A 26,480-nucleotide genomic window follows, 5' to 3' on the forward strand; every position below is an offset into this window, starting at 1 on the left:
CCAACGAGGCGTTTTTTACTCTTTTACGTAATTGCTGGTGTAAGCATTCACTTACTTTTTCGTAAGCGTTTGGGTTTTTTCATCGGCGGGGGCGTCTTGAATTGATTGCCTATATTTCTATCTTATTGAAATATAAAGATTATTTATTCGCGTTTGAGCGCGTGAATCGAAAACCCGGCGGGTTGGATCCCGTTGAACTTCCCCGTGAACTCTCTAAGATCAGTCCTGTGTCCACGGATTGACACAGTCATCAAGGAACGATGATTCAGGGAACCTCGCAGGATGCGATTCATCAGGACGATGAAAAGGAACACAGGGACTAGGGAAAAAATGTGGGCGGGTCATACCGCCCCTTTTTTTTGCCTGTAGAAAAGTGAAACCCGCTCCGCAGAAATGCAAAAAGGCCCGCAAGGGGCCTTTTGGAGGGCATCGACGCTATCAGCGTTCGAGGTCGGCAATCTTGCCTTTTTTGCCATCCCACTCTGCCGCATCCGGCATCGGGTCTTTGCGCTCAGTGATATTCGGCCAGATTTCCGCCAGCTCAACGTTCAACTGAATAAATTCCTGCATCTCTGCCGGGACTTCGTCCTCGGAGAAAATAGCGACGGCCGGGCATTCTGGTTCACACAGGGCGCAGTCAATGCACTCGTCCGGGTGGATGACCAGGAAATTCGGGCCTTCGTAGAAGCAGTCCACCGGACACACTTCTACGCAGTCGGTGTACTTGCACTTGATGCAGTTGTCGGTGACGACGAAGGTCATTTCTAATTTTCTCCTCAGGCGGCGGCAGCGAAACCCTTTGTGGCAGGGCTCGCGAGGTTCGGGAGCGATAGTCTGCAGGCCAGGCTAAAAGCCCGCAGCATCCCAAACCGCGCGAGAGTCTACCAGCTTGCAAGCGTCTGCGTTATATCCGAGTCTTCAGTGCATATAACATTTCGAGCGCTTTTCGCGGCGTCACGTCATCCAGGTCAAGCTTAGCCAACTCATCCAGTACCGGATGAGGCAGGCTGGCGAACATGTCGCTCTGGTGCGGCGCGCTGGGTTTGTTGCTGGCCTTGGCCGGGCTGGCCACGGGAATCTCATGGGGCAGCGCGGTTTCTTCCAGGCGGCTCAGGTGCTCGCGAGCACGGGTAATCACCTCGGCCGGCACCCCCGCCAGTTGCGCCACGGCCAGGCCGTAACTCTGGCTTGCCGGGCCGGGCAGCACGTGGTGCAGGAACACGATGCGCTCGTTGTGCTCGGTGGCATTGAGGTGCACGTTGGCTACCAACGGCTCGTTTTCCGGCAGCACGGTCAGTTCGAAGTAGTGCGTCGCGAACAGCGTATATGCCCGCAGGTGCGCCAAACGTTCGGCCGCCGCCCACGCCAGGGACAGCCCGTCGAAGGTGCTGGTGCCGCGGCCCACTTCGTCCATCAGCACCAGGCTGCGTTCGGTGGCGTTGTGCAGGATGTTGGCGGTTTCGCTCATTTCCACCATAAAGGTCGAACGGCCGCCGGCCAGGTCATCGCTGGAACCGATCCGGGTGAAGATGCGGTCCACCAGTGACAATTCGCAGCTTGCCGCCGGCACGAAGCTGCCGATATGCGCCAGCAGCACGATCAACGCGGTCTGACGCATGTAGGTGGATTTACCGCCCATGTTCGGACCGGTGATCACCAGCATCCGGGTATCGTCGTCCAGCGACAGGTCGTTGGCGACGAACGGCGTGGTCAACACCTGCTCCACCACCGGGTGGCGACCTTGCACGATGCGCATGCACGGCTCGCTGACAAAGCGCGGGCAGTTCAGGTCAAGGTTCAGGGCACGCTCGGCCAGGTTGCTCAGTACATCCAGCTCGGCCAGGGCGGCTGCGGTGTCCTGCAACGGCGCCAGCTTGTCGATCAGGCTTTCGAGTAAGGCTTCGTAGAGCATTTTCTCCCGGGCCAGGGCGCGGCTTTTGGCCGACAGCGCCTTGTCTTCGAATTCTTTAAGCTCCGGAGTGATAAAGCGCTCGGCACCCTTGAGGGTCTGGCGGCGCTGGTAATCGATCGGCGCCTGCTCGGCCTGCTTGCTTGGCAACTCGATAAAGTAGCCGTGCACGCGGTTGTAGCCGACTTTCAGGTTGGCCAGGCCGGTGCGGGCTTTTTCACGGGCTTCCAGGTCAATCAGGAACTGCCCGGCGTTCTCGCTCAGGGATTGCAGCTCATCCAGCTCGGTGTCGTAACCGGTCTTCAACACGCCACCGTCACGGATGATCGCGGGCGGGTTGTCGATGATGGCTTTTTCCAGCAGCGCCGCCAGTTCCGGGTAGGTGCCGGTGGTGACTGCCAGCTGCTGCAGGTGCGGTGCTTCCAGTTCGGTCATCGCCGCTTGCAGTTGCGGCAGGGCGCCGAGGGCATCGCGCAGGCGTGCCAGGTCGCGGGGCCGCGCGTTACGCAGGCCGATCCGCGCCAGGATCCGCTCGATATCGCCGATTTCCTTGAGCTGCGGTTGCAGCTTTTCAAAGCGGTAGCGGTCGAGCAGGCAGGTAATAGAGGTCTGGCGGGCTTGCAGCACGGTCAAATCCCGCAGCGGGCGGTTCAACCAGCGGGTGAGCAAGCGGCTGCCCATGGCGGTCTGGCAACGGTCGACCACCGATTGCAGGGTGTTGTCGCGCCCGCCGGCGAGGTTGGTGTCCAGTTCCAGGTTGCGACGGCTGGCGCCATCCAGCACCACGGTGTCGTCCAGGCGTTCATGACGCAGGCTGCGCAAATGCGGCAGGGCAGTGCGCTGGGTTTCCTTGGCATAGCTGAGCAGGCAACCGGCGGCGCCGATGGCCAGGGTCAGGGTTTCGCAACCGAAGCCCTTGAGGTCTTGCACGGAGAATTGCTGGCACAGGCTTTTCAGCGCCGAATCACGCTCGAAATCCCACGGCGCACGACGCTTGGTCCCACGGCGACGTTCCGCCGGCAGGTCCTTTGGCCAGTCGTCCGGGATCATCAACTCCACCGGATTGACGCGCTCAAGCTCCGCCAGCAGATTCTCCCAGCCCTTGATCTCCAGCACCGTGAAGTTGCCACTGGTGATATCCAGGACTGCCAGGCCGAACAGGCGTTCGTCCCCCAGTACTGCCGCGATCAGGTTGTCGCGACGCTCATCCAGCAGCGCCTCATCACTCACCGTACCCGGCGTAATGATGCGCACCACCTGGCGTTCCACCGGGCCCTTGCTGGTGGCCGGGTCGCCGATCTGCTCACAGATCACCACCGACTCGCCCAGCTTCACCAGCTTGACCAGGTAACCTTCCAACGAATGATATGGAATCCCGCACATCGGAATTGACTGCCCGGCCGACTGCCCGCGCGCGGTCAGGGTGATGTCCAGCAACTTGGCCGCCTTCTTCGCGTCTTCATAGAAGATCTCGTAGAAGTCGCCCATGCGGTAGAACATCAACTGATCAGGGTGCTGGTTTTTCAGGCGCCAGTACTGCTGCATCATCGGGGTGTGGGAGGACAGATCGGAAGTGTTTTTACTCATTGGATAGTTGGCAAATTCGTTGAAAGTGATGGGGCAAAGGGGGCGCTTGGCCCAGCATTTTTTGCAATGGGCGCAAGGTTAACACGCGCGGTCGGGGCTTCGCAGTGCACAAGCGGTCAGGTCAAATTCGTTGCTCCATGCATTAAATATGCAAATAAGCATTTGCCAAGCATCAAAACTGTCTGCACTATCCGCGTTATGCAAAAACGCAACGTTTCTATCGTCTTAAGAGAGCTGCTGGACCGCGACCGGATCTCCCCCACGGAGCTTCACCGGCGTACCGGCGTGCCTCAATCCACACTGTCCCGGATCCTCAGCGGCAAGATCGTGGATCCGTCGGACAAGCACATCTCGCGCATCGCCGATTACTTCCAGGTCAGCACCGATCAGCTGCGCGGGCGCGCAGGGCTGGTGCCGGTGCGGTCGGACGAGCGTGACCCGATGCATTCGGAACTCAAGGACATAAGCCTGTGGGACGACGAAACACCCGTTAATGATGACGAGGTGTCGATCCCCTTTCTGCGCGAGGTTGAATTGGCTGCTGGATCAGGAAGATTCGTCATTGAGGAAAGCGAGAAGGCCAGCCTGCGATTCGGCAAGCGCAGCCTGCGGCATAACGGTGTGCAGTTCGACCAGGCCAAGTGCGTGACGGTGCGCGGCAACAGTATGTTGCCGGTGCTGCGCGACGGCGCCACCGTAGGTGTCAATGCGGGCAAATGCGGGATTGGTGACATCGTCGATGGCGATCTTTACGCCATCAATCACAACGGCCAGCTACGGGTGAAACAGCTCTATCGCCTGCCTTCCGGGATTCGCCTGCGTAGCTTCAACCGCGATGAACATCCGGACGAGGACTACAGCTTCCAGGAAATCCAGGATGAACAGATCAGCATCCTTGGTCACGTTTTCTGGTGGGGCATGTACGCCCGCTAACCCTTCTGTGTAAGACAAAGCCCGCCAGTGAGCGGGCTTTTTTTCGTCTGCGTAAAACCACCAAACCCCTTGCCTGTGGGGCTATAAATGCACCTGTGCATGTATTGTGCAAAAATAAATGCATTCATGCATTGACTGTATATGCATACATGCATATTCTTCATCTCAAGCCAGCCAAGAAGGCCTGGTGGAGGCGGCAAGGATGCCGCCAAGGAAGACAAGGACGTTACGCAACACCGGCAAGGACGCCATCGAAGCGATGGCAAGGATGCCAGGCAATACCGGCAAGGATGCCGACGCTCTTTAGTTTCAAACCGCTTCAAGAACAGGCAGCGATGAACCGGCCTTAACGGTTCAGAGGGTTGGCAACTGGCCCGGGTGTGCAGCGTAAAGCACCAGAAGCAGTTATCCGGCAGACAGGGATCGTGGTCGGAAAAACATTGAGGAAAGAACCGTACCGCGCCAGTAGCGCCGAAAGTTCGAGGACAGCATTACTGAAAAGCCCGGGCAACCGGGCTTTTTGGAATGCCTACCTAGAGAACCCATTCAAATTGAAACAAACACCTACAACCGGCGACCTGCCGGTATCACTCATTCCAGGAGGCGTGACATGACAAACGAGCAGCAAGCGTTGGCGGAAATGCCTATCTGGCTGGTCATCGTATTGGCGGTGATTGGCGGGGTTTCCGGAGAAATGTGGCGCGCCGACAAGGAAGGCGCCCGCGGTTGGTCGCTTATGCGGCGCCTGGCCCTGCGTTCGGGGGCCTGCATGGTGTGCGGGGTATCAGCCCTGATGCTGTGCTACGCCGCCGGCATGTCGATCTGGACGGCCGGCGCCATTGGGTGCCTGACCGCCATGGCCGGCGCCGACGTGGCCATCGGCCTTTATGAACGCTGGGCGGCCAAGCGCATCGGCGTCAACGAAGGCCCTGGCCGGGACCCGCAGTAACCGTTGCAAGGACGCTACTTAAATGACACTTATCGAAAAACCCTCCCAATTGCCCCAGGCCATCAGCGAGGCACTGCGCAGGGCGTTTCCGGAACTTAAGGTCGGCACTCATCAGGACTTTCAGGGCGGCGCGAACGACACCGGCGTGTTGATCACGGTCGAAGGCAATGGGCCGGGCCTTCGCTCCCGCGAGGGGCGCAAGGCCCATGCCTTGGGGATTTCACTCAAGGCCATGGTGGCCCCGGGTGCCTTGCCCTTTGATGCCTGCGACCTGGCCAGCCAACTGATGGACCTGGTGCTGGATAACCGCTGGAACCTGCCGCAGGCGCAGTGCGACCTGCCGACCAGCATCGTCGCTGCGCCTTCAATGCGCACCAGCGCAGAGACGGACTACGACACCTGGACCGTCACCTTCACCCAAACCCTCTATATCGGGCCGCCGTTGCTCAACGATCCCACAGGCAAGCCGCTTTTTGCCTGCACCTGGGACGTGTCGAACATCGACGACCCCGACCAATACAAGCCGCTGGCGGAGTAGCCCATGTTCGACGCGCTGTTACGCATGCAGCTGGGGCCGATCGTGGAGCGCCTGGCGGAAATGGAAAGCCAGCTCGAAGACCTGTATCGACGCGCCGAAAGTTTCTGCCGAATCGGCGTGTGCCAGGAGGTCGACGCCGCCAGCAATACCTGCAAGGTCAGCCACGGCGAACTGCTCACCCCGGCGATCCGCTTTTTCAACCCCAGCGCCGGAGCGCAGACGGAAACCCGCATCCCGTCAGTAGGCGAGCAATGTTTGCTGCTCAACTACGGCGCCGGGGAGGGCGGGGCGCAATCGGTGGCCTTGTTCGGCTTGAACAGCGACCGCTTTCCACCGGTCTCCAGCGCTTCGACACTGACCCGGCGCCGCCATCAGGACGGTACCCAGAGCGACTACGACGACGCCAGCCATACCTTCAACTGGGTCAATGGCCCCACCACGTTCACAGGTTCCCGCGAACAGGTCGACATCAAGGTCGGCGCCGCCACCCTCACGATGAGCGCCCAGGGCATCACGCTGCAAGTCGGCGGCAGCAGCCTGTTGCTGGACGCCGGCGGCGCGCACTTCAGCGGCCCGGTGGTGGACCACCAGGGTCGAGTCATCAGCCCCTGACAAGGACATCCCATGATCGGAATCGATAGAAACACCGGGGCGGCGGTCGATGACTGGCTGCAATTTGTGCAGCGCGCTACCCGAGCGCTGACCACGCCCTTGGGCACTCGCCAGAAGCGCCCGCTGTACGGCTCGATGATCCCGCAGCTGCTCGGGCAAAACCTCGGCGATGACCTGCTGATTCTCGCCCAGAGCCATGCCGCCCAGGCGTTCTACAACCCGCAGAACGGCATCGCCGACTTCGAGCCGCAAGTCATCGTCGCCAACCGCCAGGGCGCCGGCCTGTTGCTGCGCTTCGCCGGCACCTGGAAAAACCGCAAGCAATCCTTCGAGGTGGTGACATGAGCATGCTGATACCCGGCCAGAACCAGTTGGCTGAGCCAGCGATCATTGCGGTCGATGAGTTCGAACCGTTGCTGGCGGAGTTCAAGGCGTTTGTCGTCGATTACGTCGCCACTCGTGCACCAGAAAATGCCGCCAAGCTGAAGGTCAGCCTGGAGAACGAGAGCGAGTTGCTGACGTTGGCGCTGGAAGCTTTTTGCGTTCGCCTGCAAACCCACGAGCGCAAATACAACGCCCGCATCAAGCAGATGCTGGCGTGGTGGGCCACCGGCAGCAACCTCGATGCGCGCCTGGCGGACATGGGCCTGGAGCGCCAGGTGCTCGACCCTGGTGACCCGGCGGCTTTCCCGCCGGTACCGCCAATATTGGAGAGCGACGATGACGCCCGGTTGCGTTATTACCTCGCGCCTCACGCTCCGGCGGCGGGTTCGCGGATGCAGTATCGCCGGGAGGTTTTCACCCTCGGTGAGCGTCCATCGGTGAAAGTGCAAAGTGCTGCCCCGGGTGTGGTGACGGTCACTTATACCTTCGACCCGGACGGCTACGCGGCACGGGTCAAGGATGGCAACGGCCGTCGAACCGCGCCCGGCGAAGTGATGGTCACGGTCCTGTCCCGAGACGGGGATGGCACACCTTCTGCTGATCTGCTTGACGGTGTACGTCGGCATTTCGCCCGGCCTGACGTGCGACCGGAAACGGATCTCGTCACGGTGCAGGGGGCGCAGATCCTGCGCTACAAAATCCGCGTGGTGGCGAAGATCAACGCCGGCCCGGATTCCGGGCTCACTCAAGTCGCCGCCCAGAAACTGCTGCAAGACTATGCAGAGTCCTGCCATCGCCTGGAAGGGCGGGTGGACCCGAGCTGGATCGACTACGCCATCCACTCGGCGGGAGCTGCACAACTGCAAATCCTTGAACCGCTGGAGCCGATCGTCACCACCGCGTTCCAGGCTCCGTATTGCACGGGTGTCGAGGTGGAGGTGCGCACGCTATGAGTGAGCCCAAAGGCAGTTTGCTGCCCGCCAACAGTTCGCCGTTGGAGAAGGCGCTGGACCTGGGTTTCGGGCAATTGCTCGATCGGGTGACGCCACCCTTTCCCGCCTTGATGAATCCGCTGCAGACGCCAGTGGAATTCTTACCGTACCTGGCTGCAGATCGTGGTGTTACTGAATGGAGTTCCAGTGCTCCTGAGGCTGAAAAGAGGGGCACGGTGAAGCTCGCTTGGCCGACCGCTCGCCAGTCCGGTACACGTAAAGCGCTGGAAAACGCCGCTACAGGGCTGCAGTTGGTCCCGCAGGTTCGCTCGTGGTACGAGCAAACGCCAATCGGTGCGCCTTACAGTTTTTCGGTGAGAGCGTTCACAAGCCTGGCCTACAGCGAAGAAATGGACGCTCGACTGGACCAGCGATTAGTCGCTGCAAAAAGCGAACGCGACATCCTGTCGGTCTCTGTGGGATTGAGCGCATCTGGTACCCATTCCATCGCTGCCGCGACGGTATGCGGCGAACTTACCATTATCCATCCGATTGTTATCGACGGTCTGAAAGCCGCCGGCAATGCATTCTCTGCCGCGGGGCTTTATAGCGTCGAGACGCTCACTATTTATCCACAGAGGTCCTAAATGGCCGACTTTTATACTCTTCTTACCAATGATGGAATTGCCTACGAAACTGCCTGCAAGGCTGCTGGGCTTCCGATCAAGCTTGCACAAATTTCGGTTGGTGATGGCAACGGCGCTGTCTATAACCCGGATGCGACCGCCAAAGCATTGAAGCGTGAGGTATGGCGGGGGCCATTGAATGCCCTTTTCCAAGACGAGAAAAATCCCAGCTGGCTCCTGGCAGAGGTGACGATTCCGTCAGATGTCGGTGGGTGGTATGTGCGCGAGGCGGGTATCTGGACCGATAGCGGCGTGTTGTACGCCATCGTCAAGTATCCGGAGTCGTTCAAACCCGTACTGGCGACATCTGGGTCGGGCAAAGAGTTTTACATCCGCTCGATTTTCGAAACGAGTAATGCGTCTCTGGTGACATTGCTGATTGATGACACTGTCGTCAAGGCAACTCGGGCATGGGTTGTTGATTATCTCGGCGACGAGCTGGCCAAGCTTGATAGCAAGCAGTCGGTTCGTGTGGCGGCTACGGCAAATATCGTCCTGAGTGGCGCGCAGCAAATCGATGGGGTTGCAGTGATTGCTGGCCAACGCGTACTGGTCGCAGGTCAGACGTTGGCGAAGGACAACGGTATTTATATTGTTGCCAATAGTGCCTGGTCGCGCTCGATGGATGCCAGCTCCAGTCAAAGAGTCACTCCTGGACTTAGCGTAATTGTCGAAGAGGGCACTGCCTATGGAGGCTCTTTGTGGCAGTTGGTCAGCAAAGGGGTTATCGCGTTGGGCTCCACCCCGCTGGTATTCGAGATGCTGGCGGGAAGAAGTGGTGTTCAGGCTGGCACCTACAAAGTTCTGACTGTCGACAAATATGGTCGAACCATAGGCGGCACGAACCCTGGAACGTTGGCTGAGATGGGCATCAGGGATGCCTATACGAAAGATGAAGTTGCGTCGATGTTCGGGAAACTGACGGATGAGTCGAAGTTGCCCGTAAAAGGCGGAACTATGACTGGCGCAATCAGCGCAGAGTTTTCTGGCATGGGAGGGGCCTTTGTCGATTGGCAAAAGCGTATCCCCGCCATCCAGATCAATTGTCCGATCAACTCGTATGGTTACTCTATTTGGAAGGGGACGATGTGGGGGGAACGTCATCTGGCGTCCATGGATGTCTACTCTGGTGGAACGTCTACCTCGCTCCCGGTAGTAGCACTTCATATGGGAGCTGTGCCGAGCGCTTTCCTATTTGAAGGCCAAGGTAACTTGACCATCAAGGGCGCCTACATCGGCGAGGGTGGCCAACTCATTAACCTTAACGCGAGCGCCCTGACGAAGGGGGCGGTACCCGCTGCACGACTGCAAGGTTCCTACAATATTGATGTGTCCGGAAACTCCGGAACAACCTCCCGGCTGGCAACACCACGCCAAATCAATGGTGTGCCATTCGATGGCTCGGCCAACATCGCGATTTCCGACAACTCCAAGTTACCCACCACGGGTGGCTTGATGTCAGGCACCGCCAGCTTTGAACTACCTGACATGGGCGGCGGATTTGTAGCATGGCGAGGCCGCTCGCCAGCTGTGCAGATCAATGCGCCGGCAAACTACTTGGCATACATGGTGTGGCGAGCAACGTGCTGGAATGAGCGACACCTCGCGGCAATGGAGGCCTATTCCGGCGGAACCAGCACCTCGCCGGCACAGGTCGTCACTCATGTGGGCGGAACGAATAACGCCATGACCCTTACCGAAGGGGGGCATTTGTCGATCTCAGGCATCTACAGCGGCAACGCCGCCGGCCTGACAAACCTGCCGCCGGCCACAGCCGACGTGCCGGGAGCCGTGCTTAAAAATACGGCCTCACTTGGGCCCAATGGTTGGTGGAAGTGTGCCCAGACGGGAATGATCAAGCAGTGGGGAATTACCTTGGGCGCTTCGGATACCGTCACCCATCGCAGTTTTCCTATCGCGTTCCCCAATCGGTGTGCATCGCTTGTTGCAAGCCGGACGAGTCTCTTTTACTCCGATGCCGCAACGGGCACTAATACCTTGATCGTCAGCAATACGCAGTTTTCGGTTATTTCCGGCCCGTTCAACTCACCTGATGATATTTACTGGGAGGCCACAGGCTACTGACTATGACGATTTTCTTTCATGCCCAAACATTAGGTTTTTACGATACCCGAGCCCATGGCGAGCGGACACTTCGGATCCCCGATCCGACGTGGGAAAGGCCTATGGTCAACATTCCGGATCCCGCTTGGGAAGTTGATCCCAGCGCCCCTGAAGCGCAACGGCCTACCGTTGGCATTGCAGATGTCACGGCAGAACCACCCTTGATTGAAGTGGCAAATCCGGACTGCTGCCTGCCGCTCGCAGGAGAGCTGCGGGAAGTCAGTCTTGAAGAGTACCAAGCACTTTTCGCAGCTCAAGCCTCTGGCAAAGTGATCGGGGCCGATGGTAATCGCCCCATTATTTTGGAACCGCCCGAATTGACGTGGGAACAGCGCAAGCTTGAGTGTGTTGCGGTAGTTCAGGCGTTTCTGGATCAGACGGCCAAGTCCGCAGGATATGACGATATCAAGAATGCGATTAGCTATGCCGATGAGCCGGCAGTACCGCGCTTTCAGGCTCAGGGCCAGGCCTTCCGTTCCTGGCGGTCGCTGTGCTGGGCTTACTGCTATGAGCAGTTTGATGCCGTCGAGCAGGAGACGCGCGAGGTGTTCAGTCCGCAAGATCTCGTTTCTGAATTACCACAACTAGCACTTCCTTAAAAAGAGCGTTAGCAGATCGCCTAACGGTCCCATGTTCCATTCTCGTGACAGTCACACAAAACCGCCTTCGCGGTTTTTTTTCGCCCGGAGATCCACCTATGGCCAATCGCCAAACCTACACCGTCCTCATTCCATTCCCCACCGGCAACGGCCACTGGTCTACCGCCGGCGAGGAACTGGAACTGCTGGACGTCGAAGCATCCGCCCTGCGCACCGCTGGCCGCCTGGAACTGACCAGCGTCCTCAACTCCACCCCGAAGAAGGCTGACTGATCATGGCTGAGGTTTTGAACTTCGAACACAACGGCATCACCGTGAACGCCACCGAATCCCCCGAGGCCATGGGTGGCCTGGGCGATAACGTCATCGGCCTGGTGGGCACCGCCCCCAACGCCCATGCGTCGATTCCGAAAAACGCCCCGTTCCGCATCAACAGCTTCACCACCCAGGCGCTGCTGGACCCTACCGGCGCTGAAACCGGCACGCTGTTCCACGCCGTGTACCAGATCCTCAAAGTGGTCAAGGTGCCGGTCTACGTTGTGATCGTCGACGAGGGCACCACCCCGGCCGACACCATCAATAACGTAATCGGCGGTGAAGAGCCGGTCACCGGCCGCAAACTGGGCCTCGCCGCCCTGGCCAGCGTCCCCGAAGACCTGACCATCATCGGCGCCCCGGGCTTCACCGGCACCAAGGCCGTGGCCGGCGAATTCGCCTCCTTCGGCAAGCGCATCAAGGCCCGTGTGGTGCTGGACGGCAAGGACGCAACCGTCGCCGATCAGGTGACCTACAGCGGCGAACTGGGCGGTGCCGATCTCGGTTTCGACCGTTGCCTGCTGGTGCACAACATGCCGTCGGTGTACTCCAAGGCCGCGAAGAAAAACGTGTTCCTGGCGCCGTCGTCCCTGGCCATCGCCGCGCTGGCCAAGGTCAAGCAATGGGAAAGCCCGGGCAATCAGGTGACCTTCGCCGAAGACGTGTCCCGCGTGGTTGAGTACAACATCCTCGACACCTCCACCGAAGGCGACCTGCTCAACCGCTACGGCGTGAGCTACTACGCCCGCACCGTCCTCGGCGGTTTCTCGCTGCTGGGTAACCGCTCCATCACCGGCAAGTTCATCAGCTACGTGGGCCTGGAAGATGCGATCAGCCGCAAGCTGGTCAAGGCCGGCCAGAAAGCCATGGCCAAGAACCTGACCAAGTCGTTCATGGACCAGGAGGTCAAGCGCATCAACGACTGGCTGCAAACCCTGGTGGCCGACGAGACCATTCCCGGCGGCAGCGTGTACCTGCACCCGGAATTGAACAGTGTCGAGAAGTACAAGAACGGCACCTGGTTCATCGTCATCGACTACGGCCGCTACGCGCCGAACGAACACATGATTTATCAACTCAACGCCCGCGATGAAATCATCGAGCAGTTCCTGGAGGACGTTCTCTAATGTTTACCAACCGAATCAGACAGGCCATGGCGGCCACCCTTCAAGGCCTGCCGTTGTCGGCGACGGTCACCTCGTTCGCACCGCCGAAGATCGACTTCGACATGGAACAGATGACCGGCGGACGTTTCATCGCCGAAGAAATGGCCAAGAGCGCCAAAGTGCTCAACGCCACATTGGAGCTGCAAGGTGCGGGTCCGGAAATCATGCTTGCCCTGGGGGTGCGCCTGGGCGACGACATTTTGCTGAACGTGCGTGAAGCCGGCCAGGACCAGGACGGCAAGACTTACTTCACCTACCACACCATCGGCGGCAAGCTGAAAACCCTGACCGAGACAACCCTGAAGATGGGCGATAAACCCGCCATCACCCTGGAGTTCTCCTGCCGCACCTACAACCGCCTGGAAAACGGCATCCCGGTGATCGACATCGACGTGCGTACCCAGAAGTTCGTGCTTAACGGCGTCGACATCCTCGGCGATGCCCGCCGCGCGGTACTGATGCCTTAAGGCCCCGGGAGCGGGTTTTCCCGCTCCCATACTTCACCAAGGAATTGACTCATGGCCTGGATGCCTCCGCTGCACATCCTGCTGTCGCCGATCACCGCTGATACCGGCGCGCTGATCGAGCAGATTCAACTCAAGCCGTTGTTCTACGCCGCGCAAAAAGACGCGCTGGCCCGGGCCGGTGATGACGAGGACGATCAGTTCTTCGAACTGGCCAAACTCGCCACCGGCCTGTCGGAAAAAGAACTCGACCAACTCAAGCGTCCGGACTATGTGAGCATCGCCCAGTACGTGCACGACATGTCGACCCGGCCTGCCTCGTACTTCCTCGACGCCGACGAGCAGCCCCGCGAATCGGCGACCAGTGAGCACGTCTCGCTGCTGTTGCCGCTTGACACCGGCGGCCGCCGTCTCACCAGCCTGACCCTGGAAATGCCCGCCTTGCGCGCCACCAAGGCGATGAAAAAACTCGCCACCAACAAAGAGCGCGCCGAGTTCATCACTGCCCACTGCACCGGCCTGATGATCCCGGATCTCGCCGACCTCAGCGTGCCCGACTGGACCGAACTGCAGGGGCGCATCGACGATTTTTTAAACAAACCGGCGGACTTCTTTCGGAGCGCGACATCGAAGTAATTCTCGACATCGTGCCGCTCATTTACTCGGTAAATGAAGCGGAAATCCTGGACTGGGACGCCGGAAAAGCATTGCGCCGCTACGACATCGCGATCACTCGCCTTGGCGTCAAACAGGAGTAGAGCGGATGGCAGACAGTAAATTTGGATTGAGGTCGCTCATCGCCAGGGACGGCGAGGCGATTTACGGCTCGCTTGAAACGGCCGGGGCAGGCGCCAGCATCCAGCCGATTGCGCCGATGCTTGCCGGCCCGTCCTTGCTTGATGCCGTACCCAAGGACGTGCCGGGCCAGGAACTGGCGAATGTCGGTGCGCAACTGACGCAACTGGTCACGGGGCAGACCCGGCTCATCGACACGCTGGAGAGGTTCAACGGCTCATTGCTCGATGTGATGGGTGCCCTGAAAACCGGCAAGGGCAATAGCACGGGCGGCGCCTCATCCGATACCGTCAAACCCTCGCAGGCGCTGGAAACGGCGATGACCGACCTGCATGAAGTGGTGGGGTTTGCCGGGTATGAGCGCACACAACTGCGCGAAGCCAACCTGGCCTTGGCGTCCGACCCGATGGTTGCCGCGAGTGGCGCAGATGCTGTCGACCTGGCAAGGGTGGAGCAGGTGGGGGCCCGGTCCGGCGTAGGCAAGGACCTTGAAACTCGCCAGGCTGATTTGCTGCAGTTCGCCCGCGATAGCGCGCTCATCGCCGCGGCCTTTCAGACCGATATCAAGACGGCCGGCGAGATGATGGGCGGCTGGCGTGGGTCGATGAAGCTGGATCGCCCGCAGGCGCTGGATCTGGCTGACGCCACCAACGTGCTGGGTTCCCACGCTTCGCTCAAGGCCGATGCGGTGGATATTGGTTCGATTGTGCGCCAGAGCACTGCCGCGAGAACGTCGGGCATGAGCCCCGAGCAGGTAGCGGCGTTTTCGGCGGCGTTGCTGACGGTTGGTAACAACCGGGCGTCTGCCGGGCTTGCGGTGGAAAAAGTCGGCGCCGCGCTGGCCAAGGGTGACGGTGCCTCCGAGGGGCAGCGTGCTGCCTGGGCAGAGCTCAAGCTTGACCCGAAGGTGCTTGCGGCAGGCATGAAGCAGGACGCACCGCAAACAGTGCTGACGGTCCTCGAGGCGCTCAAGGCGCAGCCCCAGGAAAGGCAGGCGGCACTGGCCACGCAGTTGTTCGACGGTAACCGCTCGATTCTGAGTCTGGTGCCGGTGATCGACACGCTGAAGCAGGCCTTTACGGCGGTGGCCGACAAGTCGACTTACGCGACTTCGGTCCTGGGAGACCAGGGCTCGGTCATGCGTTCGGCGACCGGGCGGGCAGACTCCACGCAAGCTCATGAACAAGCCTTCCAGGCCAGCACCACCCGCCTGGAGACAGCTTCCGATACGGCGATTGCCCCCCTGAAAAACGGCGCACTGACGGTGCTGACCTCAGTGGTCAATGGCTTGGGCTGGCTGGCTGAATCGCTGCCCAAAGCCACGGCCGCCCTCACATTGGCCGCGGTGGTGATGGTGCCGCTGGCGAAGAAGCTCGGCGGCACTGTCGTGGACAAAGTCTTCGACAAGGTCGCCGGGAAAGTCCTGGGCGAGGGTGACGCGCCCCGCGATGCCGGTGGCAACAAGTCCGACCCGTCCGGCAGCAAAGGGAAGTCACAAGGCAACGACACACGCCAGGGCGAGCGCACGCCAGGCAAAAACTCAGGCCCTGATGCGCCCACGAAAACCAACAGAGCCAGCCGAATCGCGAAGCGCGGTTCGTTGGCTTTGGTAGTGGCAGACGCGGGTGTCAATCTCATCAAGGGCGCGAGCAATGGCACCCTGAAAGAGTCCGTTGGCGCCAGTGTGGGGTCGATAGGCGGTGGCGTCGCGGGTGGTGTGGCCGGCGAGGTTGCAGGGCTGGCCATTGGGCGAGCCGTTGGCACGCTCGCCGGGGCGGCGCTGGGTTCGATTATTCCGGGCGCCGGCACAGTGTTGGGCGGTGTGATCGGCGGCTTTGCCGGCGGTGCAATCGGTAAGGTGGTGGGCGGCGTCGTCGGCACTTTCGTCGGCAGCGACGTCGGTGCGAGCCTGGGCGAGAAAGTCATGAGCAGCGACGACCGTCTCCCGCCACCCGAACAGGTCAGCCAAAGCCTTCCCAACGCTCAAACAGACAACCGGCAAATCAACTTCGCCCCGCAGATCAACATTACCGCACCCGAGCAGACCAGTTACCAGGCGCTGGCGGCGCTCGTCGTGCAACAGATCGAGGCGCAGTTCACGCCGCTGTCGATGGACAACCTGCTGGCGACGCGACGCGACGCGGCACTCACCGATGGAGCGGTTTAATGCGACAACAAATGGTGTTGGGCAGCTTTATTTTCGGGCTGTCGCGCGGGTTTGCCTACGCGACCCTCGACCGTAACAGTAGCGGTGGCTGGGTCGCGCTGGACATCATTGCCGGCAAACCCAAGTCCAGCCAGACCGGCCAGGCCCTCGAAACATTGACCTTTGCCGGCAAGGCGGCGCGTGGCATTGGCATGGCCAGGCTCGACGAACTGCGCGACTTGCAGGCCTTGCGTACACCGCTGCCGTTGGTGGACGGGATTGGCCGTAACTGGGGGCTGTGGACGATCAAATCGGTGGACGAGAAACAAGCCAACGTGATCGACGACGGCACCGCCATGCTGATCAATTGGACGTTGATACTGGAGGAATTCGTCAATGCGTAGAGTCCGAAGTATTGCCGGTGACTCCGTCAACCTGCTGCTCTACCGCGAACTGGGTCGCAGCGACGACGCTGCCGAGGAAGCACTGTGGCATCTCAACCCGGACCTCGCGGAACACGGGGCGGTATTGCCGGCCGGCATCGGTGTAATCGTACCGGAGCTGGACGCGCGGCCCGCCGCAAAAAAACCGGTTTCGGTTTGGGATTAAGGAGGAACCATGGCACTTGGATTCACACCGGCGGTGGAAATTTACGGGACCAATGCCGCGCTGCTCAACGAGCGATTACTGGAGTGGGAACACACCGATGCCGCAGGCTTCGTCTCCGACCAGCTCAAGCTGACCCTCGACATCGAAGGGCTTGAGGGATTGCCCAGCCTGGGTGGGAGGATCGGCCTGCGGGTCGGTTACCTGGAGACCGGCCTGGAGGACAAGGGGCTCTTCAAGATTACCCAGCGCACCCCGTACCTGTTCCCCCTGCGCCTGGTGCTGGTGGCCACGGCGGCGCCGTTCGACCAGGACGAATTCAAACAGCGCCGCACAGCCAGCCATGGGCCAACCACCCTGGGCGCACTGTTCCGCCAACTGACCATACGTTATGGATTCTCACCCAGGGTCGCGCCGGATCTGGACGCTGAAACGATCGCTCACATCGACCAGACCAACGAAAGCGACATGAGCTTCCTGACCCGGCTTGCCAAGCGTTTTGATGCGGTGGCCAAGCCTGTCGACGAGCTGTATGTGCTGGGCCGTAAAGGCCAGATCACCTCGCTGTCGGGCAAGCCGCTGCAAGAAGTGCGGCTGTCGGTCACTCGTGATAACCGTCCGGGCGACCGCGCGTTTATCAGCGCCAGTTTTACCGAGACCAGCCGGGCCAAGTTCGAAGGGGCCAAGGCGTCCTGGTGGGATGCCGCTACCTGCAAGAAACGTGAGGTGGAGGTGGGCGGTGCGCCGTTCAAAGTCCTTGCCCAGCGCTACCAGAGCGAAGACGAAGCCAGGACGGCGGCCGAAGGCGAGATGCGCCGAGTTAGCCGTGAAGGCCTGCAGATCAATGTGATATGCCCCGGCAACCCGGCGTTCCAGGCCGAAGGGCTGCTGGTGCTGGATGAAACCTGGCCCGGCTTCATGCAGGGGCGCTGGTCCATCGACACGCTGACGGCCGTCGGCAAACGCAAGGAAAGCTACCGATGCACGATCAAGGCGAACGGATTGTCGTCACCGCAATGACGTGCTCGATCGGTTCCTTCTACCCTATCCCCTCGATAGCCAAACGGCCCGCTGGATGGCCTTGGTTGGACGCTGTTGCTCAGTAAATATCTGGGCGTGTGAGAGTAAAAAACGATGCTGATAACACTCCCTCAACTTATCCAGGTAATGCCTGGAGCCCGCCTTAGAGCGGGCATTTTTTTAGCTCCTTTAAACGAGGCTACTGCACGTCACCAAATCACCACACCCAAACGCATCGCCGCCTTCCTCGCCCAAATCGGCCACGAATCCGGCGAACTGCGCTACGTACGTGAGCTGGGCAGCGATCAATACCTGAGCAAATACGACACCGGTACCTTGGCCGCCCGCCTTGGCAACTCCCCGGAAACTGATGGCGACGGCCAGAAGTATCGCGGCCGCGGCCTGATCCAGATCACCGGCCGGCGCAACTACCTGGCGTGCAGTCAGGCACTGTTCGGCGATGAGCGTTTGTTGCACCAACCGGAGTTGCTGGAGACGCCGCAATGGGCGTGCGAATCTGCCGCGTGGTTCTGGCAGCGCAATGGCTTGAACGAGTTGGCTGACCAGGACCAGTTCACCACGATCACCCGGCGCATCAATGGTGGCCTCAACGGTCTGGAGAACCGTATGCAACTGTGGGCGCGGGCGAAGGCGGTGTCATGGGCTTCCTGACGTCGTATCGCCTGCTTGGGTTTTGCCTGTTGTTCGCAGTTTCGGCGGGTGTTGCCTGGCAGGTACAGGCTTGGCGATATGGCGCACAACTCGAGCACCTGCAGGCTCTGCATGCCGCAGCACTCAGCCAGCAACAACAGGCCGAACAGGACAAACGGCTGGCACTGGAGCAACAACTCAGCGCCAGCGACCAACAACACACCCGGGAGCTTTCCGATGCACAACGCGCTCAGGCTCACCTGCGGGATCGCCTGGCCACTGCTGATGTGCGGTTGTCAGTCCTTCTCGACGCCAGCGATTCAGCCAGCGGCTGCCCAATGCCAGCCACCGCCACCCCCGGCGGCGTGGTTCATGGCGCCCCGCGAGCCCGACTTGACCCGGCGCATGCTCAACGAATTATCGGCATCACCGACGACGGCGACAACGCAATGATCGCCTTGCGCGCCTGCCAGGCGTATGTCCGGGCCGTCGCGCGTTAGTCTCTTGTAACTTGCATGGCCCATGGGCTCCTGTAGGGTAGGCAAACGCCCGTCCACTCCAGGAGATGACCGTGAAGGAAATTACTCAACTCGCCGCTGAACTTGGCCGACGCTTGCAGGTTCTCAATGCCCACGTCACGACGGCCGAGTCGTGCACCGGCGGCGGTATCGCCGAGGCAATCACGCGGATTCCCGGGAGTTCGGCCTGGTTCGAGGCGGGCTATGTCACGTATTCCAATCGCCAGAAGACCCGGCAGCTGAATGTGCCGGAGGCCCTGTTCCCCAAGGTCGGTGCCGTCAGTCGCGAAGTGGTGGAGGCGATGGTGCGGGGCGCCCAGGAGAAAAGCCTGGCGCGTTTTGCCGTGGCAGTCAGCGGCGTGGCCGGGCCCGATGGCGGTTCGCCGGACAAGCCGGTGGGCACCGTATGGCTGGCGTGGGGCGTGGGCGATGAGGTTACCGCCGAGCTCGAACACTTCCCCGGCAACCGCGACGAGGTCCGCCGACAAACGGTAAAGGCCGCGCTAGAGGGCTTGTTGCGACGAGCTGCAGCAGAAATAGAAAATCAGGGGTAGGCGATCACGGATCTTTGTGGAACAATACTGTCTACTTATACAGGTGTTGGCCGCCAGGCCTTATTGATTACGTGAGGACTTTAATGGACGACAACAAGAAGAAAGCCTTGGCTGCGGCCCTGGGTCAGATCGAACGTCAATTCGGCAAGGGTGCCGTAATGCGTATGGGCGATCACGACCGTCAGGCGATCCCGGCTATCTCCACTGGCTCTCTGGGGCTGGACATCGCGCTCGGCATTGGCGGCCTGCCAAAAGGCCGTATCGTTGAGATCTACGGTCCTGAATCTTCCGGTAAAACCACCCTGACCCTGTCGGTGATTGCCCAGGCACAAAAAATGGGCGCCACCTGTGCGTTCGTCGATGCCGAGCACGCCCTGGATCCTGAATACGCCGGCAAGCTGGGCGTCAACGTTGACGACCTGCTGGTTTCGCAACCGGACACCGGTGAGCAAGCGCTGGAAATCACCGACATGCTGGTGCGCTCCAACGCCATCGACGTGATCGTGGTCGACTCCGTGGCAGCCCTGGTACCCAAGGCTGAAATCGAAGGCGAAATGGGCGACATGCACGTGGGCCTTCAAGCCCGCTTGATGTCCCAGGCCCTGCGTAAAATCACCGGTAACATCAAGAACGCCAACTGCCTGGTGATCTTCATCAACCAGATCCGGATGAAGATCGGCGTGATGTTCGGCAGCCCGGAAACCACCACCGGTGGTAACGCGCTGAAGTTCTACGCTTCGGTCCGTCTGGACATCCGTCGTACCGGCGCGGTGAAGGAAGGTGACGAGGTTGTCGGTAGCGAAACCCGCGTTAAAGTCGTGAAGAACAAGGTGGCCCCGCCGTTCCGTCAGGCCGAGTTCCAGATTCTCTACGGCAAGGGTATCTACCTGAACGGCGAGATGATCGACCTGGGCGTGCTGCACGGTTTCGTCGAGAAATCCGGTGCCTGGTATGCCTACAACGGCAGCAAGATCGGCCAGGGCAAGGCCAACTCGGCCAAGTTCCTTGCGGATAACCCGGATGTTGCCGCTACGCTCGAGAAGCAGATCCGCGACAAGTTGCTGACCCCGGCACCTGACGTCAAGGCTGCCGCCAACCGCGAGCCGGTTGAAGAAGTAGAAGAAGTCGACACTGACATCTGAAGCAAACGATGAGCGTTGTCCTGGATACACCCGTCGCCGTAAGGCGCACTGCAATGGACCTGCTCGCACGGCGCGAGCATGGTCGAGTCGAGCTGACGCGTAAGCTGCGTCAGCGTGGCGCAGATCCCGAGATGATCGACGCAGCCCTTGACCGTTTGACGGAAGAAGGGCTGCTGTCGGAGTCCCGTTACCTCGAAAGTTTCGTCTCCTACCGAGCCCGATCCGGCTATGGCCCTGCACGAATTCGTGAAGAGCTGAGCCAGCGTGGCCTGCAGCGTGCTGATATCGAACTCGCGTTGCGTGAGTGCGGCATCAGTTGGCAGGCACAACTGGAAGAAACCTGGCGGCGCAAGTTTGCCGGTCATCTGCCTATTGATGCGCGTGAGCGGGCTAAGCAAGGTCGCTTCCTGAGTTATCGCGGGTTTTCGATGGAGATGATCAGTCGCCTGTTGAGCGGTCGGGATATGGATGACTGAAGGCTGCGCCTGGTAAATGGTTGCTCTGATCATTGCGGGGCTTGGTGTGGCGAGGGAGCTTGCTCCCGCTGGGCTGCGCAGCGGCCCCAACCTGCGCATCGTTCTACCTGACACAACCCAAAAGGCCCACTATGAAAATAGCGGGCCTTTTTTCGTTTCCGTGTCAGGTCACGCCGTCTCCGTCACCCGCTGCTGCGGTTTTCCCTGAGCCTGGGCCCAGTTTTCCGGCAAGTTGATGTAATCCACCAATTCCCGCAACCGTCCCTGATCACGCCCGTTGAAGTTGAACACCAGCCGCGTCAGATGGCTGAAGCTTGGCTCGTCATGCTCTTCGCCGGTGTACGCGATTTGTTGGAAGTCGCCACTGAGGCGAAGGCCGGCGAACGCCTCCTGCAGGTGGGCCAGTGCGCGGTCACTCAACGGATGATTCATGCGAATCACAAACTGGCGCTTCAGCCAGCGGGTGGAGTGAAAGTTGGCGTAGAACTGGTTGATTTCGTCCACCGCCTCTTCGGCGCTGTACGCCAGGCGAACCAGCTTGAGGTCGGTGGGCAGGATGTAGCGATTGGCCTCAAGCTGGCTGCGGATAAAGTCCAGTGCGCCTTGCCAGAAGCTACCGCCCGGTGCATCCAGCAGTACCACCGGTACCAGCGGGCTTTTGCCGGTCTGGATCAGGGTCAGCACCTCCAGCGCTTCATCCAGGGTACCGAAACCGCCCGGGCACAGGATCAAGGCGTCGGCTTCCTTGACGAAGAACAGCTTGCGGGTAAAGAAGAAGTGGAAGGACAGCAGGTTCTCGGTGCCATCGATGGTCGGGTTGGCGTGCTGTTCAAAGGGCAGGGTGATGTTGAACCCCAGGCTGTGCTCCAGGCCGGCACCCTCGTGGGCCGCCGCCATGATGCCGCCGCCACCGCCGGTGATCACCATCAGGTCCGAACGGGCCAGGACCGCGCCCACTTCCCGGGCCAATGCGTACAGCGGGCTTTCCACCGGCGTGCGCGCCGAGCCGAACACCGTGACTTTGCGCCGCCCCTTGAACTGTTCGAGCACGCGGAAGGCGTGGTCCAGTTCCCGGATCGCCTGCAAGGTGATCTTGGCATTCCAGCGGCTGCGGTCGTCCTGGGCCATGCGCAACACGGTGAAGATCATGTCGCGATAAAGGGGGATATTTGGGCTGTTGGGCGCAATCAAGTGGAGTTGCGCGTCGACCTGCTGCGTGAGGTCGGTGCCGTTTTCTTCAAATTGACGGATCAGGAGTTCATTCGGTTCGTAAGGCATTCAACTTCTCCTTCTTCACAGAACCCTGGGTGCCGGCGAGAAATTCGTCGGGACCACGACACTGCATGTGTCGTTGCCTCTGATTAACGAGGTGGGCGATACCGGTTCTGTATATTCCTTATGATTAAAAACCTTTGCATTGCACGCTCAGGAGGGCAACCCTCTTTTGCCCTGAAAATGTTACAGGACGGTGTGAAAACCCGATGTTCCAGGCGTTCAGGATGAATTGATCATGAGCCTATAAAGTCTTGGCTGGCAACCGCTTATTGATCACTTCTGAGGGAGTTTAGACGCTGCCGCGAGCGGACAATGGCAGAGAGTGCAGAGGGGGATATTGCGCGCCGCTGGTCAGCGGCGCGCGACAGGAGGTGTCACTTACTTTTTCTTCTTCGCGGCAGCCGGTGCCGGGCAATCTGCTTCCTGGAACTTCACCGAAGCTACCGGGCGGTTGGTTTTGTTCTCGGTGATTTCATAGCGCATGATCGCGCCCTTGGCCATCAGCTCGCGGTAACCCTTGTTCAGGCACACACTTTGGCCGAGCTGGAAGTACACAGCCTTGGGGTTGGCGCGCATTTGCTCGGCGCGGTCGGGCAGTACGCTCAAATGGTCAATCAGCTGCAAGCCTTCAACGGTGTAGGCAACTTCCAGGGTCTTTTCGTCAATTTCCCGTGGCAGTTCTTTGTTGGTTTCCTCTGCGACGCTTTGCAGCTTCCTGTTCAGTTGAGCCTCCAGCAACGAGGCCGCTTGGGCACCCAGAGGCAACACCAGCGCGAGGGCGACGGACGGAACTACAAGGCGTGGCATAAGACGCAGCATGAAACTCTCCTGATTCGGTTACTGGTGCATAGACCAGCCACTGCGCTGTGCGTTCAGTGGCGCGGGATTATAGGTGACCGCTTGTCCCTAGGGCCAGCCTATTGCCGGGAAGTGCAGGTGGCCGGGGGCGGCTCTGGTAAACTGCGGTAACTTTTGCCTTCCGAGTTCTATCCGTGTCGATTTCCACTTCCCTGCGGCGCACCCGATGAGCCATGCCGTCTCCCGTTTGCGCACGCAGCGCCTGGCCCGTGCCGTAAAACCGTTTGTAGCGCGAGGCTCGCGGGCCGAACGCTGCCCCGGCTGCCGGGTGATTCCCGAGTACTGCCTGTGCGCCTGGCGGCCCAAGGTCCAGGCCAGATCCGGCATGTGCCTGCTGATGCACGACGTAGAGCCGATGAAACCCAGCAACACCGGCTGGCTGATTGCCGATGTGATCAACGACACGACCGCGTTCCCCTGGTCGCGCACTGAGGTTGAGCCGGAGTTGCTGACCTTGCTGGCCGACCCGCAATGGCAGCCATACATCGTCTTTCCCGGCGAATTCGTGGCCCCGGAGCGGGTGGTCCATCAGGTCAGGCTGGAGGAGGGCAAGCGCCCGCTGTTCATTTTGCTGGACGGCACCTGGAGCGAGGCGCGCAAGATGTTCCGCAAGAGCCCGTACCTGGAGCACTTGCCGGTGCTGAGCCTGGCGCCCGAGCAACTGTCGCGCTACAAGCTGCGTCGCTCCAAGCGTGATGACCACTTCTGCACCGCCGAAGTCGCCGCGCTGTGCCTGGAGCTGGCTGAAGATGCCGCAGCCAGTGAAGTCCTGGATGCCTATCTGGACGTATTCAGCACTCACTACCTGGCCGCCAAGTTTCAACTGGCGCTGGACCCGGCCGATGTCGTCCATACTCGCCTTGCACCTTATCTATAGGTGTCATGGCCAGCCGACCTTTGCATGATGGCCGCGCAAACGCGCAGCCCGCTAAAATAGCCACGGGCGTAGCGCTTGACCACCCAGGCTACGCTGGGCATGCTTGGCGCCGATTGGGGCGCTGTCACAGATTGGATACGTCGCTTTTTGACGTTGAGCGCGCCCTCTGGTGACTGCTGGCCTGGCAGCCACCTTGCGCGTTGGCGAGCACTGAACCCATCAGTGCCGCCCTAAAAAACAGGATCATTTAATAAATGGCCACATACGAAATCCTGATTGCCGATGACCACCCGCTGTTTCGCAGTGCGCTGCACCAGGCGGTCACGTTGGGCCTGGGGCCGGATGTACGCCTCGTCGAAGTCGCCAGCATTGCCGAGCTGGAAACCCGCCTTACCGAAAAGTCCGACTGGGACCTGGTCCTGCTGGACCTGAACATGCCGGGTGCCTACGGTTTTTCCGGGCTGGTGCTGCTGCGTGGGCAATACCCGCAGATACCGGTGGTGATGGTATCGGCCCAGGAAGAGGCGTCGGTGGTGGTGCGCTCCAAGGAGTTCGGTGCCAGTGGTTTCATTCCCAAGTCCAGCTCCATGGAAGACATCCAGAAAGCCGTGCGCACGGTGCTGGATGGCGATGTCTCCTGGCCGCCGCAGGCCTTTGAAGAGATCAACGTCTCCGACGAAGCCAAGGCCGCACGTGATGGCCTGGCCAGCCTCACGCCCCAGCAGTTCCGCGTATTGACCATGGTCTGCGAAGGTCTATTGAACAAACAGATTGCCTACGAGCTGAGCGTGTCGGAAGCGACCATCAAGGCTCACGTCACGGCGATCTTCCGCAAGCTCGGCGTACGTACGCGAACCCAGGCGGCGCTGCTCTTGCAACAACTTGAGTCAATTTCGCAGCATTAAGACGCTGTTCATTCACGTTTTTTTGACTTTGCTTACTCTAGTTTCCCCACACCTTTTTGCTCAGTTGCCTACTCTATGTCGCCTTTCAAGGGTCAAACCGGTATCAAACGTATTTTCAACGCAGGCGGATATTCCCTGGATGGCCTGCGTGCTGCTTTCACCGGCGAGGCGGCGTTTCGTCAGCTGGTGTTGCTCAATGTCATCCTGATCCCGCTGAGTTTCTTCCTTAACGTCAGCCGGGTAGAGCGGGCGCTGCTGATCGCCGTGTGCCTGCTGGCGTTGATCGTCGAGTTGCTCAACTCCGCCGTCGAAGCGGCGATCGACCGGATTTCCCTGGACCTGCACCCCTTGTCGAAAAACGCCAAGGACATGGGCAGCGCCGCGCAGTTCGTAGCGCTGACTATGATTACCCTGGTGTGGGCCGTGATCCTGATCTAGGCAATGGTCGGCAGTACAATCTCGTCGCTGCGCTGCACCCCGGCGGTGAACGACCGGCACAGCTCGAGGAATTCGCGCATCGCCGAGGTCTGGTACTTCTGCTTGTGCCAGATGAAGTAGAACTGCCGGGCCAGGTCCAGGTCCGGGGTTTCCACCGGTACCAGGCTGCCACGCCGGAAGGCGTCGCGCAGCGCCAGCCGGGAAATGCAGCCAATCCCCAAGCCTGATTCCACCGCGCGTTTGATTGCCTCGGTGTGTTCCAGCTCCAGGCGGATATTCAGCGCGCTGCGGTGATGCCGCATGGCCTGGTCAAAGGTCAGGCGTGTTCCAGAGCCTTGTTCCCGCAGGATCCAGGCTTCATGGGTCAGCTCTTCCATGGTCGCCTGGCCGCGCTTGGCCAAGTGATGCTGGGGGGCGCAGAACACCACCAGTTCATCTTCCACCCAGGTTTGCACCTCGATGTCCGGGTGGCTGCAGTCGCCTTCGATTAGACCCAGATCAATTTCGTAGTGCGCCACCTGATGCACGATATGCGCAGTGTTCTGCACATGCAGCTTCACCTGGCTCTCGGGATGCTGCTGCATGAAGCTGCCGATCAGCAGCGTGGCCAGGTAGTTGCCGATGGTCAGCGTGGCCCCGACCGCCAGGGAGCCGAAGCCCGACTTGCCGTTGAGCAGGTCCTCGATCTCCTTGGCCTGGTCCAGCAGTGCCACCGCCTGGGGCAATAGCTGGTGACCGAGGGCGTTGAGGCTCAGGCGTTTGCCCGCGCGGTCGAACAACTGGCAGCTGGATTGACGCTCCAGCTCGGTAATCGACGTGCTGGCGGCGGATTGAGATAAGGCCAGAAGGCCAGCAGCGCGCGAGACGCTTTCCTGCTGGGCGACGGCGACGAAGACTTGCAGTTGACGTAGAGTAAATCGCATATCGATATAACCGATAACCCTTATCTTAATAATCCAGTTAACAGATATTGTCGCCGCCATTAGAATGCTGTGCAATTGCGCATCCATCATTTGGCGCAG

The 26,480-nt window shown here is 60.2% G+C and carries 30 protein-coding genes; 25 read left to right on the forward strand and 5 right to left on the reverse strand.

Annotation, left to right across the window (positions count from 1 at the left end; all coding sequences use genetic code 11):
* Nucleotides 1-438: 438 nt before the first annotated feature.
* Nucleotides 439-762, reverse strand: coding sequence for a ferredoxin FdxA (gene fdxA / locus A462_RS21970; protein ID WP_003208688.1), 324 nt, complete (start codon nucleotides 760-762; stop codon nucleotides 439-441).
* A 142-nt stretch (nucleotides 763-904) separates the two neighbouring features.
* Nucleotides 905-3,496, reverse strand: coding sequence for a DNA mismatch repair protein MutS (gene mutS, locus A462_RS21965; RefSeq protein ID WP_008433521.1), 2,592 nt, complete (start codon nucleotides 3,494-3,496; stop codon nucleotides 905-907).
* Nucleotides 3,497-3,694: 198 nt separating this feature from the next.
* On the opposite strand from mutS, the gene A462_RS21960 reads away from it, so the two are divergent.
* From A462_RS21960 to recX, 22 genes are all read left to right on the forward strand, one after another.
* Nucleotides 3,695-4,429, forward strand: a complete 735-nt coding sequence (locus tag A462_RS21960; RefSeq protein ID WP_032899152.1) for a LexA family transcriptional regulator — start codon at nucleotides 3,695-3,697, stop codon at nucleotides 4,427-4,429.
* Nucleotides 4,430-5,039: 610 nt separating this feature from the next.
* Nucleotides 5,040-5,378: a phage holin family protein gene (locus A462_RS21955; protein ID WP_003208680.1), complete on the forward strand. Its 339-nt coding sequence runs from the start codon at nucleotides 5,040-5,042 to the stop codon at nucleotides 5,376-5,378.
* Nucleotides 5,379-5,400: 22 nt separating this feature from the next.
* Nucleotides 5,401-5,916 carry a hypothetical protein gene (locus A462_RS21950; protein ID WP_008433526.1) on the forward strand — a complete coding sequence of 172 codons (516 nt, stop codon included), beginning with the start codon at nucleotides 5,401-5,403 and terminating at the stop codon, nucleotides 5,914-5,916.
* Between the two features lie 3 nt (nucleotides 5,917-5,919).
* Complete coding sequence (locus A462_RS21945; protein WP_008433528.1) at nucleotides 5,920-6,528, forward strand: phage baseplate assembly protein V; 609 nt, start codon at nucleotides 5,920-5,922, stop codon at nucleotides 6,526-6,528.
* 12 nt (nucleotides 6,529-6,540) lie between these two features.
* A complete protein-coding gene (locus A462_RS21940) occupies nucleotides 6,541-6,873 on the forward strand; it encodes a phage baseplate protein (protein ID WP_003208675.1) in 333 nt (110 codons plus the stop codon).
* The gene (locus A462_RS21935; RefSeq protein ID WP_008433532.1) at nucleotides 6,870-7,865 is read left to right on the forward strand and encodes a baseplate J/gp47 family protein; all 996 of its coding nucleotides are present in this window, start codon (nucleotides 6,870-6,872) and stop codon (nucleotides 7,863-7,865) included. Before A462_RS21940 ends, A462_RS21935 begins: the two co-directional genes overlap by 4 nt.
* Complete coding sequence (locus tag A462_RS21930; protein WP_008433535.1) at nucleotides 7,862-8,491, forward strand: phage tail protein I; 630 nt, start codon at nucleotides 7,862-7,864, stop codon at nucleotides 8,489-8,491. The genes A462_RS21935 and A462_RS21930 overlap by 4 nt, the downstream gene beginning before the upstream one ends.
* Nucleotides 8,492-10,615: a phage tail protein gene (locus A462_RS34830; RefSeq protein WP_008433537.1), complete on the forward strand. Its 2,124-nt coding sequence runs from the start codon at nucleotides 8,492-8,494 to the stop codon at nucleotides 10,613-10,615.
* Between the two features lie 2 nt (nucleotides 10,616-10,617).
* Nucleotides 10,618-11,253 carry a hypothetical protein gene (locus tag A462_RS32890; RefSeq protein ID WP_050550304.1) on the forward strand — a complete coding sequence of 212 codons (636 nt, stop codon included), beginning with the start codon at nucleotides 10,618-10,620 and terminating at the stop codon, nucleotides 11,251-11,253.
* Nucleotides 11,254-11,351: 98 nt separating this feature from the next.
* On the forward strand, nucleotides 11,352-11,525 hold the full coding sequence (locus A462_RS34600) for a hypothetical protein (RefSeq protein WP_008433539.1): 174 nt from the start codon (nucleotides 11,352-11,354) through the stop codon (nucleotides 11,523-11,525).
* A 2-nt stretch (nucleotides 11,526-11,527) separates the two neighbouring features.
* On the forward strand, nucleotides 11,528-12,694 hold the full coding sequence (locus tag A462_RS21925; RefSeq protein ID WP_008433540.1) for a tail protein: 1,167 nt from the start codon (nucleotides 11,528-11,530) through the stop codon (nucleotides 12,692-12,694).
* Entirely contained in the window at nucleotides 12,694-13,200 is a 507-nt protein-coding gene (locus A462_RS21920) for a phage major tail tube protein (protein ID WP_003208662.1), read from the forward strand. The genes A462_RS21925 and A462_RS21920 overlap by 1 nt, the downstream gene beginning before the upstream one ends.
* 51 nt (nucleotides 13,201-13,251) lie before the next feature.
* Entirely contained in the window at nucleotides 13,252-13,833 is a 582-nt protein-coding gene (locus A462_RS21915) for a phage tail assembly protein (RefSeq protein WP_008433541.1), read from the forward strand.
* Nucleotides 13,834-13,960: 127 nt separating this feature from the next.
* Complete coding sequence (locus tag A462_RS21910; RefSeq protein ID WP_008433543.1) at nucleotides 13,961-16,159, forward strand: phage tail tape measure protein; 2,199 nt, start codon at nucleotides 13,961-13,963, stop codon at nucleotides 16,157-16,159.
* Nucleotides 16,159-16,542 carry a phage tail protein gene (locus tag A462_RS21905; protein WP_003208656.1) on the forward strand — a complete coding sequence of 128 codons (384 nt, stop codon included), beginning with the start codon at nucleotides 16,159-16,161 and terminating at the stop codon, nucleotides 16,540-16,542. The genes A462_RS21910 and A462_RS21905 overlap by 1 nt, the downstream gene beginning before the upstream one ends.
* Nucleotides 16,535-16,747 carry a tail protein X gene (locus A462_RS21900; RefSeq protein WP_003208655.1) on the forward strand — a complete coding sequence of 71 codons (213 nt, stop codon included), beginning with the start codon at nucleotides 16,535-16,537 and terminating at the stop codon, nucleotides 16,745-16,747. Before A462_RS21905 ends, A462_RS21900 begins: the two co-directional genes overlap by 8 nt.
* Nucleotides 16,748-16,756: 9 nt before the next feature.
* Entirely contained in the window at nucleotides 16,757-17,764 is a 1,008-nt protein-coding gene (locus tag A462_RS21895) for a hypothetical protein (protein ID WP_008433548.1), read from the forward strand.
* A 114-nt stretch (nucleotides 17,765-17,878) separates the two neighbouring features.
* Entirely contained in the window at nucleotides 17,879-18,436 is a 558-nt protein-coding gene (locus tag A462_RS21890; protein WP_032899157.1) for a glycoside hydrolase family 19 protein, read from the forward strand.
* A complete protein-coding gene (locus A462_RS21885; protein ID WP_008433552.1) occupies nucleotides 18,424-18,915 on the forward strand; it encodes a lysis system i-spanin subunit Rz in 492 nt (163 codons plus the stop codon). The genes A462_RS21890 and A462_RS21885 overlap by 13 nt, the downstream gene beginning before the upstream one ends.
* A 71-nt stretch (nucleotides 18,916-18,986) precedes the next feature.
* Nucleotides 18,987-19,487 carry a CinA family protein gene (locus tag A462_RS21880; protein ID WP_003208648.1) on the forward strand — a complete coding sequence of 167 codons (501 nt, stop codon included), beginning with the start codon at nucleotides 18,987-18,989 and terminating at the stop codon, nucleotides 19,485-19,487.
* Nucleotides 19,488-19,570: 83 nt separating this feature from the next.
* Entirely contained in the window at nucleotides 19,571-20,629 is a 1,059-nt protein-coding gene (gene recA / locus A462_RS21875; RefSeq protein WP_003208645.1) for a recombinase RecA, read from the forward strand.
* A gap of 8 nt (nucleotides 20,630-20,637) precedes the next feature.
* Nucleotides 20,638-21,105 carry a recombination regulator RecX gene (gene recX / locus A462_RS21870; protein WP_003208644.1) on the forward strand — a complete coding sequence of 156 codons (468 nt, stop codon included), beginning with the start codon at nucleotides 20,638-20,640 and terminating at the stop codon, nucleotides 21,103-21,105.
* A gap of 168 nt (nucleotides 21,106-21,273) precedes the next feature.
* Here the strand turns inward: recX and A462_RS21865 are convergent, their stop codons facing one another.
* The gene (locus A462_RS21865; protein WP_008433556.1) at nucleotides 21,274-22,383 is read right to left on the reverse strand and encodes a TIGR00730 family Rossman fold protein; all 1,110 of its coding nucleotides are present in this window, start codon (nucleotides 22,381-22,383) and stop codon (nucleotides 21,274-21,276) included.
* Nucleotides 22,384-22,758: 375 nt separating this feature from the next.
* On the reverse strand, nucleotides 22,759-23,199 hold the full coding sequence (locus tag A462_RS21860) for a PA3611 family quorum-sensing-regulated virulence factor (protein WP_003208640.1): 441 nt from the start codon (nucleotides 23,197-23,199) through the stop codon (nucleotides 22,759-22,761).
* A 205-nt stretch (nucleotides 23,200-23,404) separates the two neighbouring features.
* Here A462_RS21860 and A462_RS21855 point away from each other — a divergent pair, with 205 nt between their 5' ends.
* From A462_RS21855 to A462_RS21845, 3 genes are all read left to right on the forward strand, one after another.
* Nucleotides 23,405-24,115: a tRNA-uridine aminocarboxypropyltransferase gene (locus tag A462_RS21855; RefSeq protein ID WP_003208638.1), complete on the forward strand. Its 711-nt coding sequence runs from the start codon at nucleotides 23,405-23,407 to the stop codon at nucleotides 24,113-24,115.
* Nucleotides 24,116-24,369: 254 nt separating this feature from the next.
* On the forward strand, nucleotides 24,370-25,020 hold the full coding sequence (erdR, locus tag A462_RS21850) for a response regulator transcription factor ErdR (RefSeq protein ID WP_003208636.1): 651 nt from the start codon (nucleotides 24,370-24,372) through the stop codon (nucleotides 25,018-25,020).
* A gap of 75 nt (nucleotides 25,021-25,095) precedes the next feature.
* Nucleotides 25,096-25,458 (forward strand): diacylglycerol kinase, encoded by a 363-nt coding sequence (locus A462_RS21845; RefSeq protein WP_003208635.1) that lies wholly within the window; start codon nucleotides 25,096-25,098, stop codon nucleotides 25,456-25,458.
* On the opposite strand, the gene A462_RS21840 is transcribed toward A462_RS21845, so the two are convergent.
* On the reverse strand, nucleotides 25,455-26,381 hold the full coding sequence (locus A462_RS21840) for a LysR family transcriptional regulator (RefSeq protein WP_003208633.1): 927 nt from the start codon (nucleotides 26,379-26,381) through the stop codon (nucleotides 25,455-25,457). The genes A462_RS21845 and A462_RS21840 overlap by 4 nt on opposite strands.
* Nucleotides 26,382-26,480 lie beyond the last annotated feature (99 nt).

It is taken from the genome of Pseudomonas sp. Ag1 (assembly GCF_000278565.1).
GTDB lineage: Bacteria > Pseudomonadota > Gammaproteobacteria > Pseudomonadales > Pseudomonadaceae > Aquipseudomonas.

Excerpts from the sequence above, each read along its gene's own strand:
- A462_RS21845 (WP_003208635.1), top strand. The coding sequence starts at position 25,096 with ATGTCGCCTTTCAAGGGTCAAACCGGTATCAAACGTATTTTCAACGCA.
- A462_RS21925 (WP_008433540.1), top strand. The coding sequence starts at position 11,528 with ATGGCTGAGGTTTTGAACTTCGAACACAACGGCATCACCGTGAACGCC.
- A462_RS21855 (WP_003208638.1), top strand. The coding sequence starts at position 23,405 with ATGAGCCATGCCGTCTCCCGTTTGCGCACGCAGCGCCTGGCCCGTGCC.
- A462_RS21960 (WP_032899152.1), top strand. The coding sequence starts at position 3,695 with ATGCAAAAACGCAACGTTTCTATCGTCTTAAGAGAGCTGCTGGACCGC.
- A462_RS21920 (WP_003208662.1), top strand. The coding sequence starts at position 12,694 with ATGTTTACCAACCGAATCAGACAGGCCATGGCGGCCACCCTTCAAGGC.
- fdxA (WP_003208688.1), bottom strand. The coding sequence starts at position 762 with ATGACCTTCGTCGTCACCGACAACTGCATCAAGTGCAAGTACACCGAC.
- A462_RS34830 (WP_008433537.1), top strand. The coding sequence starts at position 8,492 with ATGGCCGACTTTTATACTCTTCTTACCAATGATGGAATTGCCTACGAA.
- mutS (WP_008433521.1), bottom strand. The coding sequence starts at position 3,496 with ATGAGTAAAAACACTTCCGATCTGTCCTCCCACACCCCGATGATGCAG.
- A462_RS21860 (WP_003208640.1), bottom strand. The coding sequence starts at position 23,199 with ATGCTGCGTCTTATGCCACGCCTTGTAGTTCCGTCCGTCGCCCTCGCG.
- A462_RS21950 (WP_008433526.1), top strand. The coding sequence starts at position 5,401 with ATGACACTTATCGAAAAACCCTCCCAATTGCCCCAGGCCATCAGCGAG.
- A462_RS21840 (WP_003208633.1), bottom strand. The coding sequence starts at position 26,381 with ATGCGATTTACTCTACGTCAACTGCAAGTCTTCGTCGCCGTCGCCCAG.
- erdR (WP_003208636.1), top strand. The coding sequence starts at position 24,370 with ATGGCCACATACGAAATCCTGATTGCCGATGACCACCCGCTGTTTCGC.
- A462_RS21935 (WP_008433532.1), top strand. The coding sequence starts at position 6,870 with ATGAGCATGCTGATACCCGGCCAGAACCAGTTGGCTGAGCCAGCGATC.
- A462_RS21905 (WP_003208656.1), top strand. The coding sequence starts at position 16,159 with ATGCGACAACAAATGGTGTTGGGCAGCTTTATTTTCGGGCTGTCGCGC.
- A462_RS32890 (WP_050550304.1), top strand. The coding sequence starts at position 10,618 with ATGACGATTTTCTTTCATGCCCAAACATTAGGTTTTTACGATACCCGA.
- A462_RS21945 (WP_008433528.1), top strand. The coding sequence starts at position 5,920 with ATGTTCGACGCGCTGTTACGCATGCAGCTGGGGCCGATCGTGGAGCGC.
- A462_RS21940 (WP_003208675.1), top strand. The coding sequence starts at position 6,541 with ATGATCGGAATCGATAGAAACACCGGGGCGGCGGTCGATGACTGGCTG.
- A462_RS21930 (WP_008433535.1), top strand. The coding sequence starts at position 7,862 with ATGAGTGAGCCCAAAGGCAGTTTGCTGCCCGCCAACAGTTCGCCGTTG.
- A462_RS21890 (WP_032899157.1), top strand. The coding sequence starts at position 17,879 with ATGCTGATAACACTCCCTCAACTTATCCAGGTAATGCCTGGAGCCCGC.
- A462_RS21915 (WP_008433541.1), top strand. The coding sequence starts at position 13,252 with ATGGCCTGGATGCCTCCGCTGCACATCCTGCTGTCGCCGATCACCGCT.
- A462_RS21955 (WP_003208680.1), top strand. The coding sequence starts at position 5,040 with ATGACAAACGAGCAGCAAGCGTTGGCGGAAATGCCTATCTGGCTGGTC.
- A462_RS34600 (WP_008433539.1), top strand. The coding sequence starts at position 11,352 with ATGGCCAATCGCCAAACCTACACCGTCCTCATTCCATTCCCCACCGGC.
- A462_RS21900 (WP_003208655.1), top strand. The coding sequence starts at position 16,535 with ATGCGTAGAGTCCGAAGTATTGCCGGTGACTCCGTCAACCTGCTGCTC.
- recA (WP_003208645.1), top strand. The coding sequence starts at position 19,571 with ATGGACGACAACAAGAAGAAAGCCTTGGCTGCGGCCCTGGGTCAGATC.
- recX (WP_003208644.1), top strand. The coding sequence starts at position 20,638 with ATGAGCGTTGTCCTGGATACACCCGTCGCCGTAAGGCGCACTGCAATG.
- A462_RS21895 (WP_008433548.1), top strand. The coding sequence starts at position 16,757 with ATGGCACTTGGATTCACACCGGCGGTGGAAATTTACGGGACCAATGCC.
- A462_RS21865 (WP_008433556.1), bottom strand. The coding sequence starts at position 22,383 with ATGCCTTACGAACCGAATGAACTCCTGATCCGTCAATTTGAAGAAAAC.
- A462_RS21910 (WP_008433543.1), top strand. The coding sequence starts at position 13,961 with ATGGCAGACAGTAAATTTGGATTGAGGTCGCTCATCGCCAGGGACGGC.
- A462_RS21885 (WP_008433552.1), top strand. The coding sequence starts at position 18,424 with ATGGGCTTCCTGACGTCGTATCGCCTGCTTGGGTTTTGCCTGTTGTTC.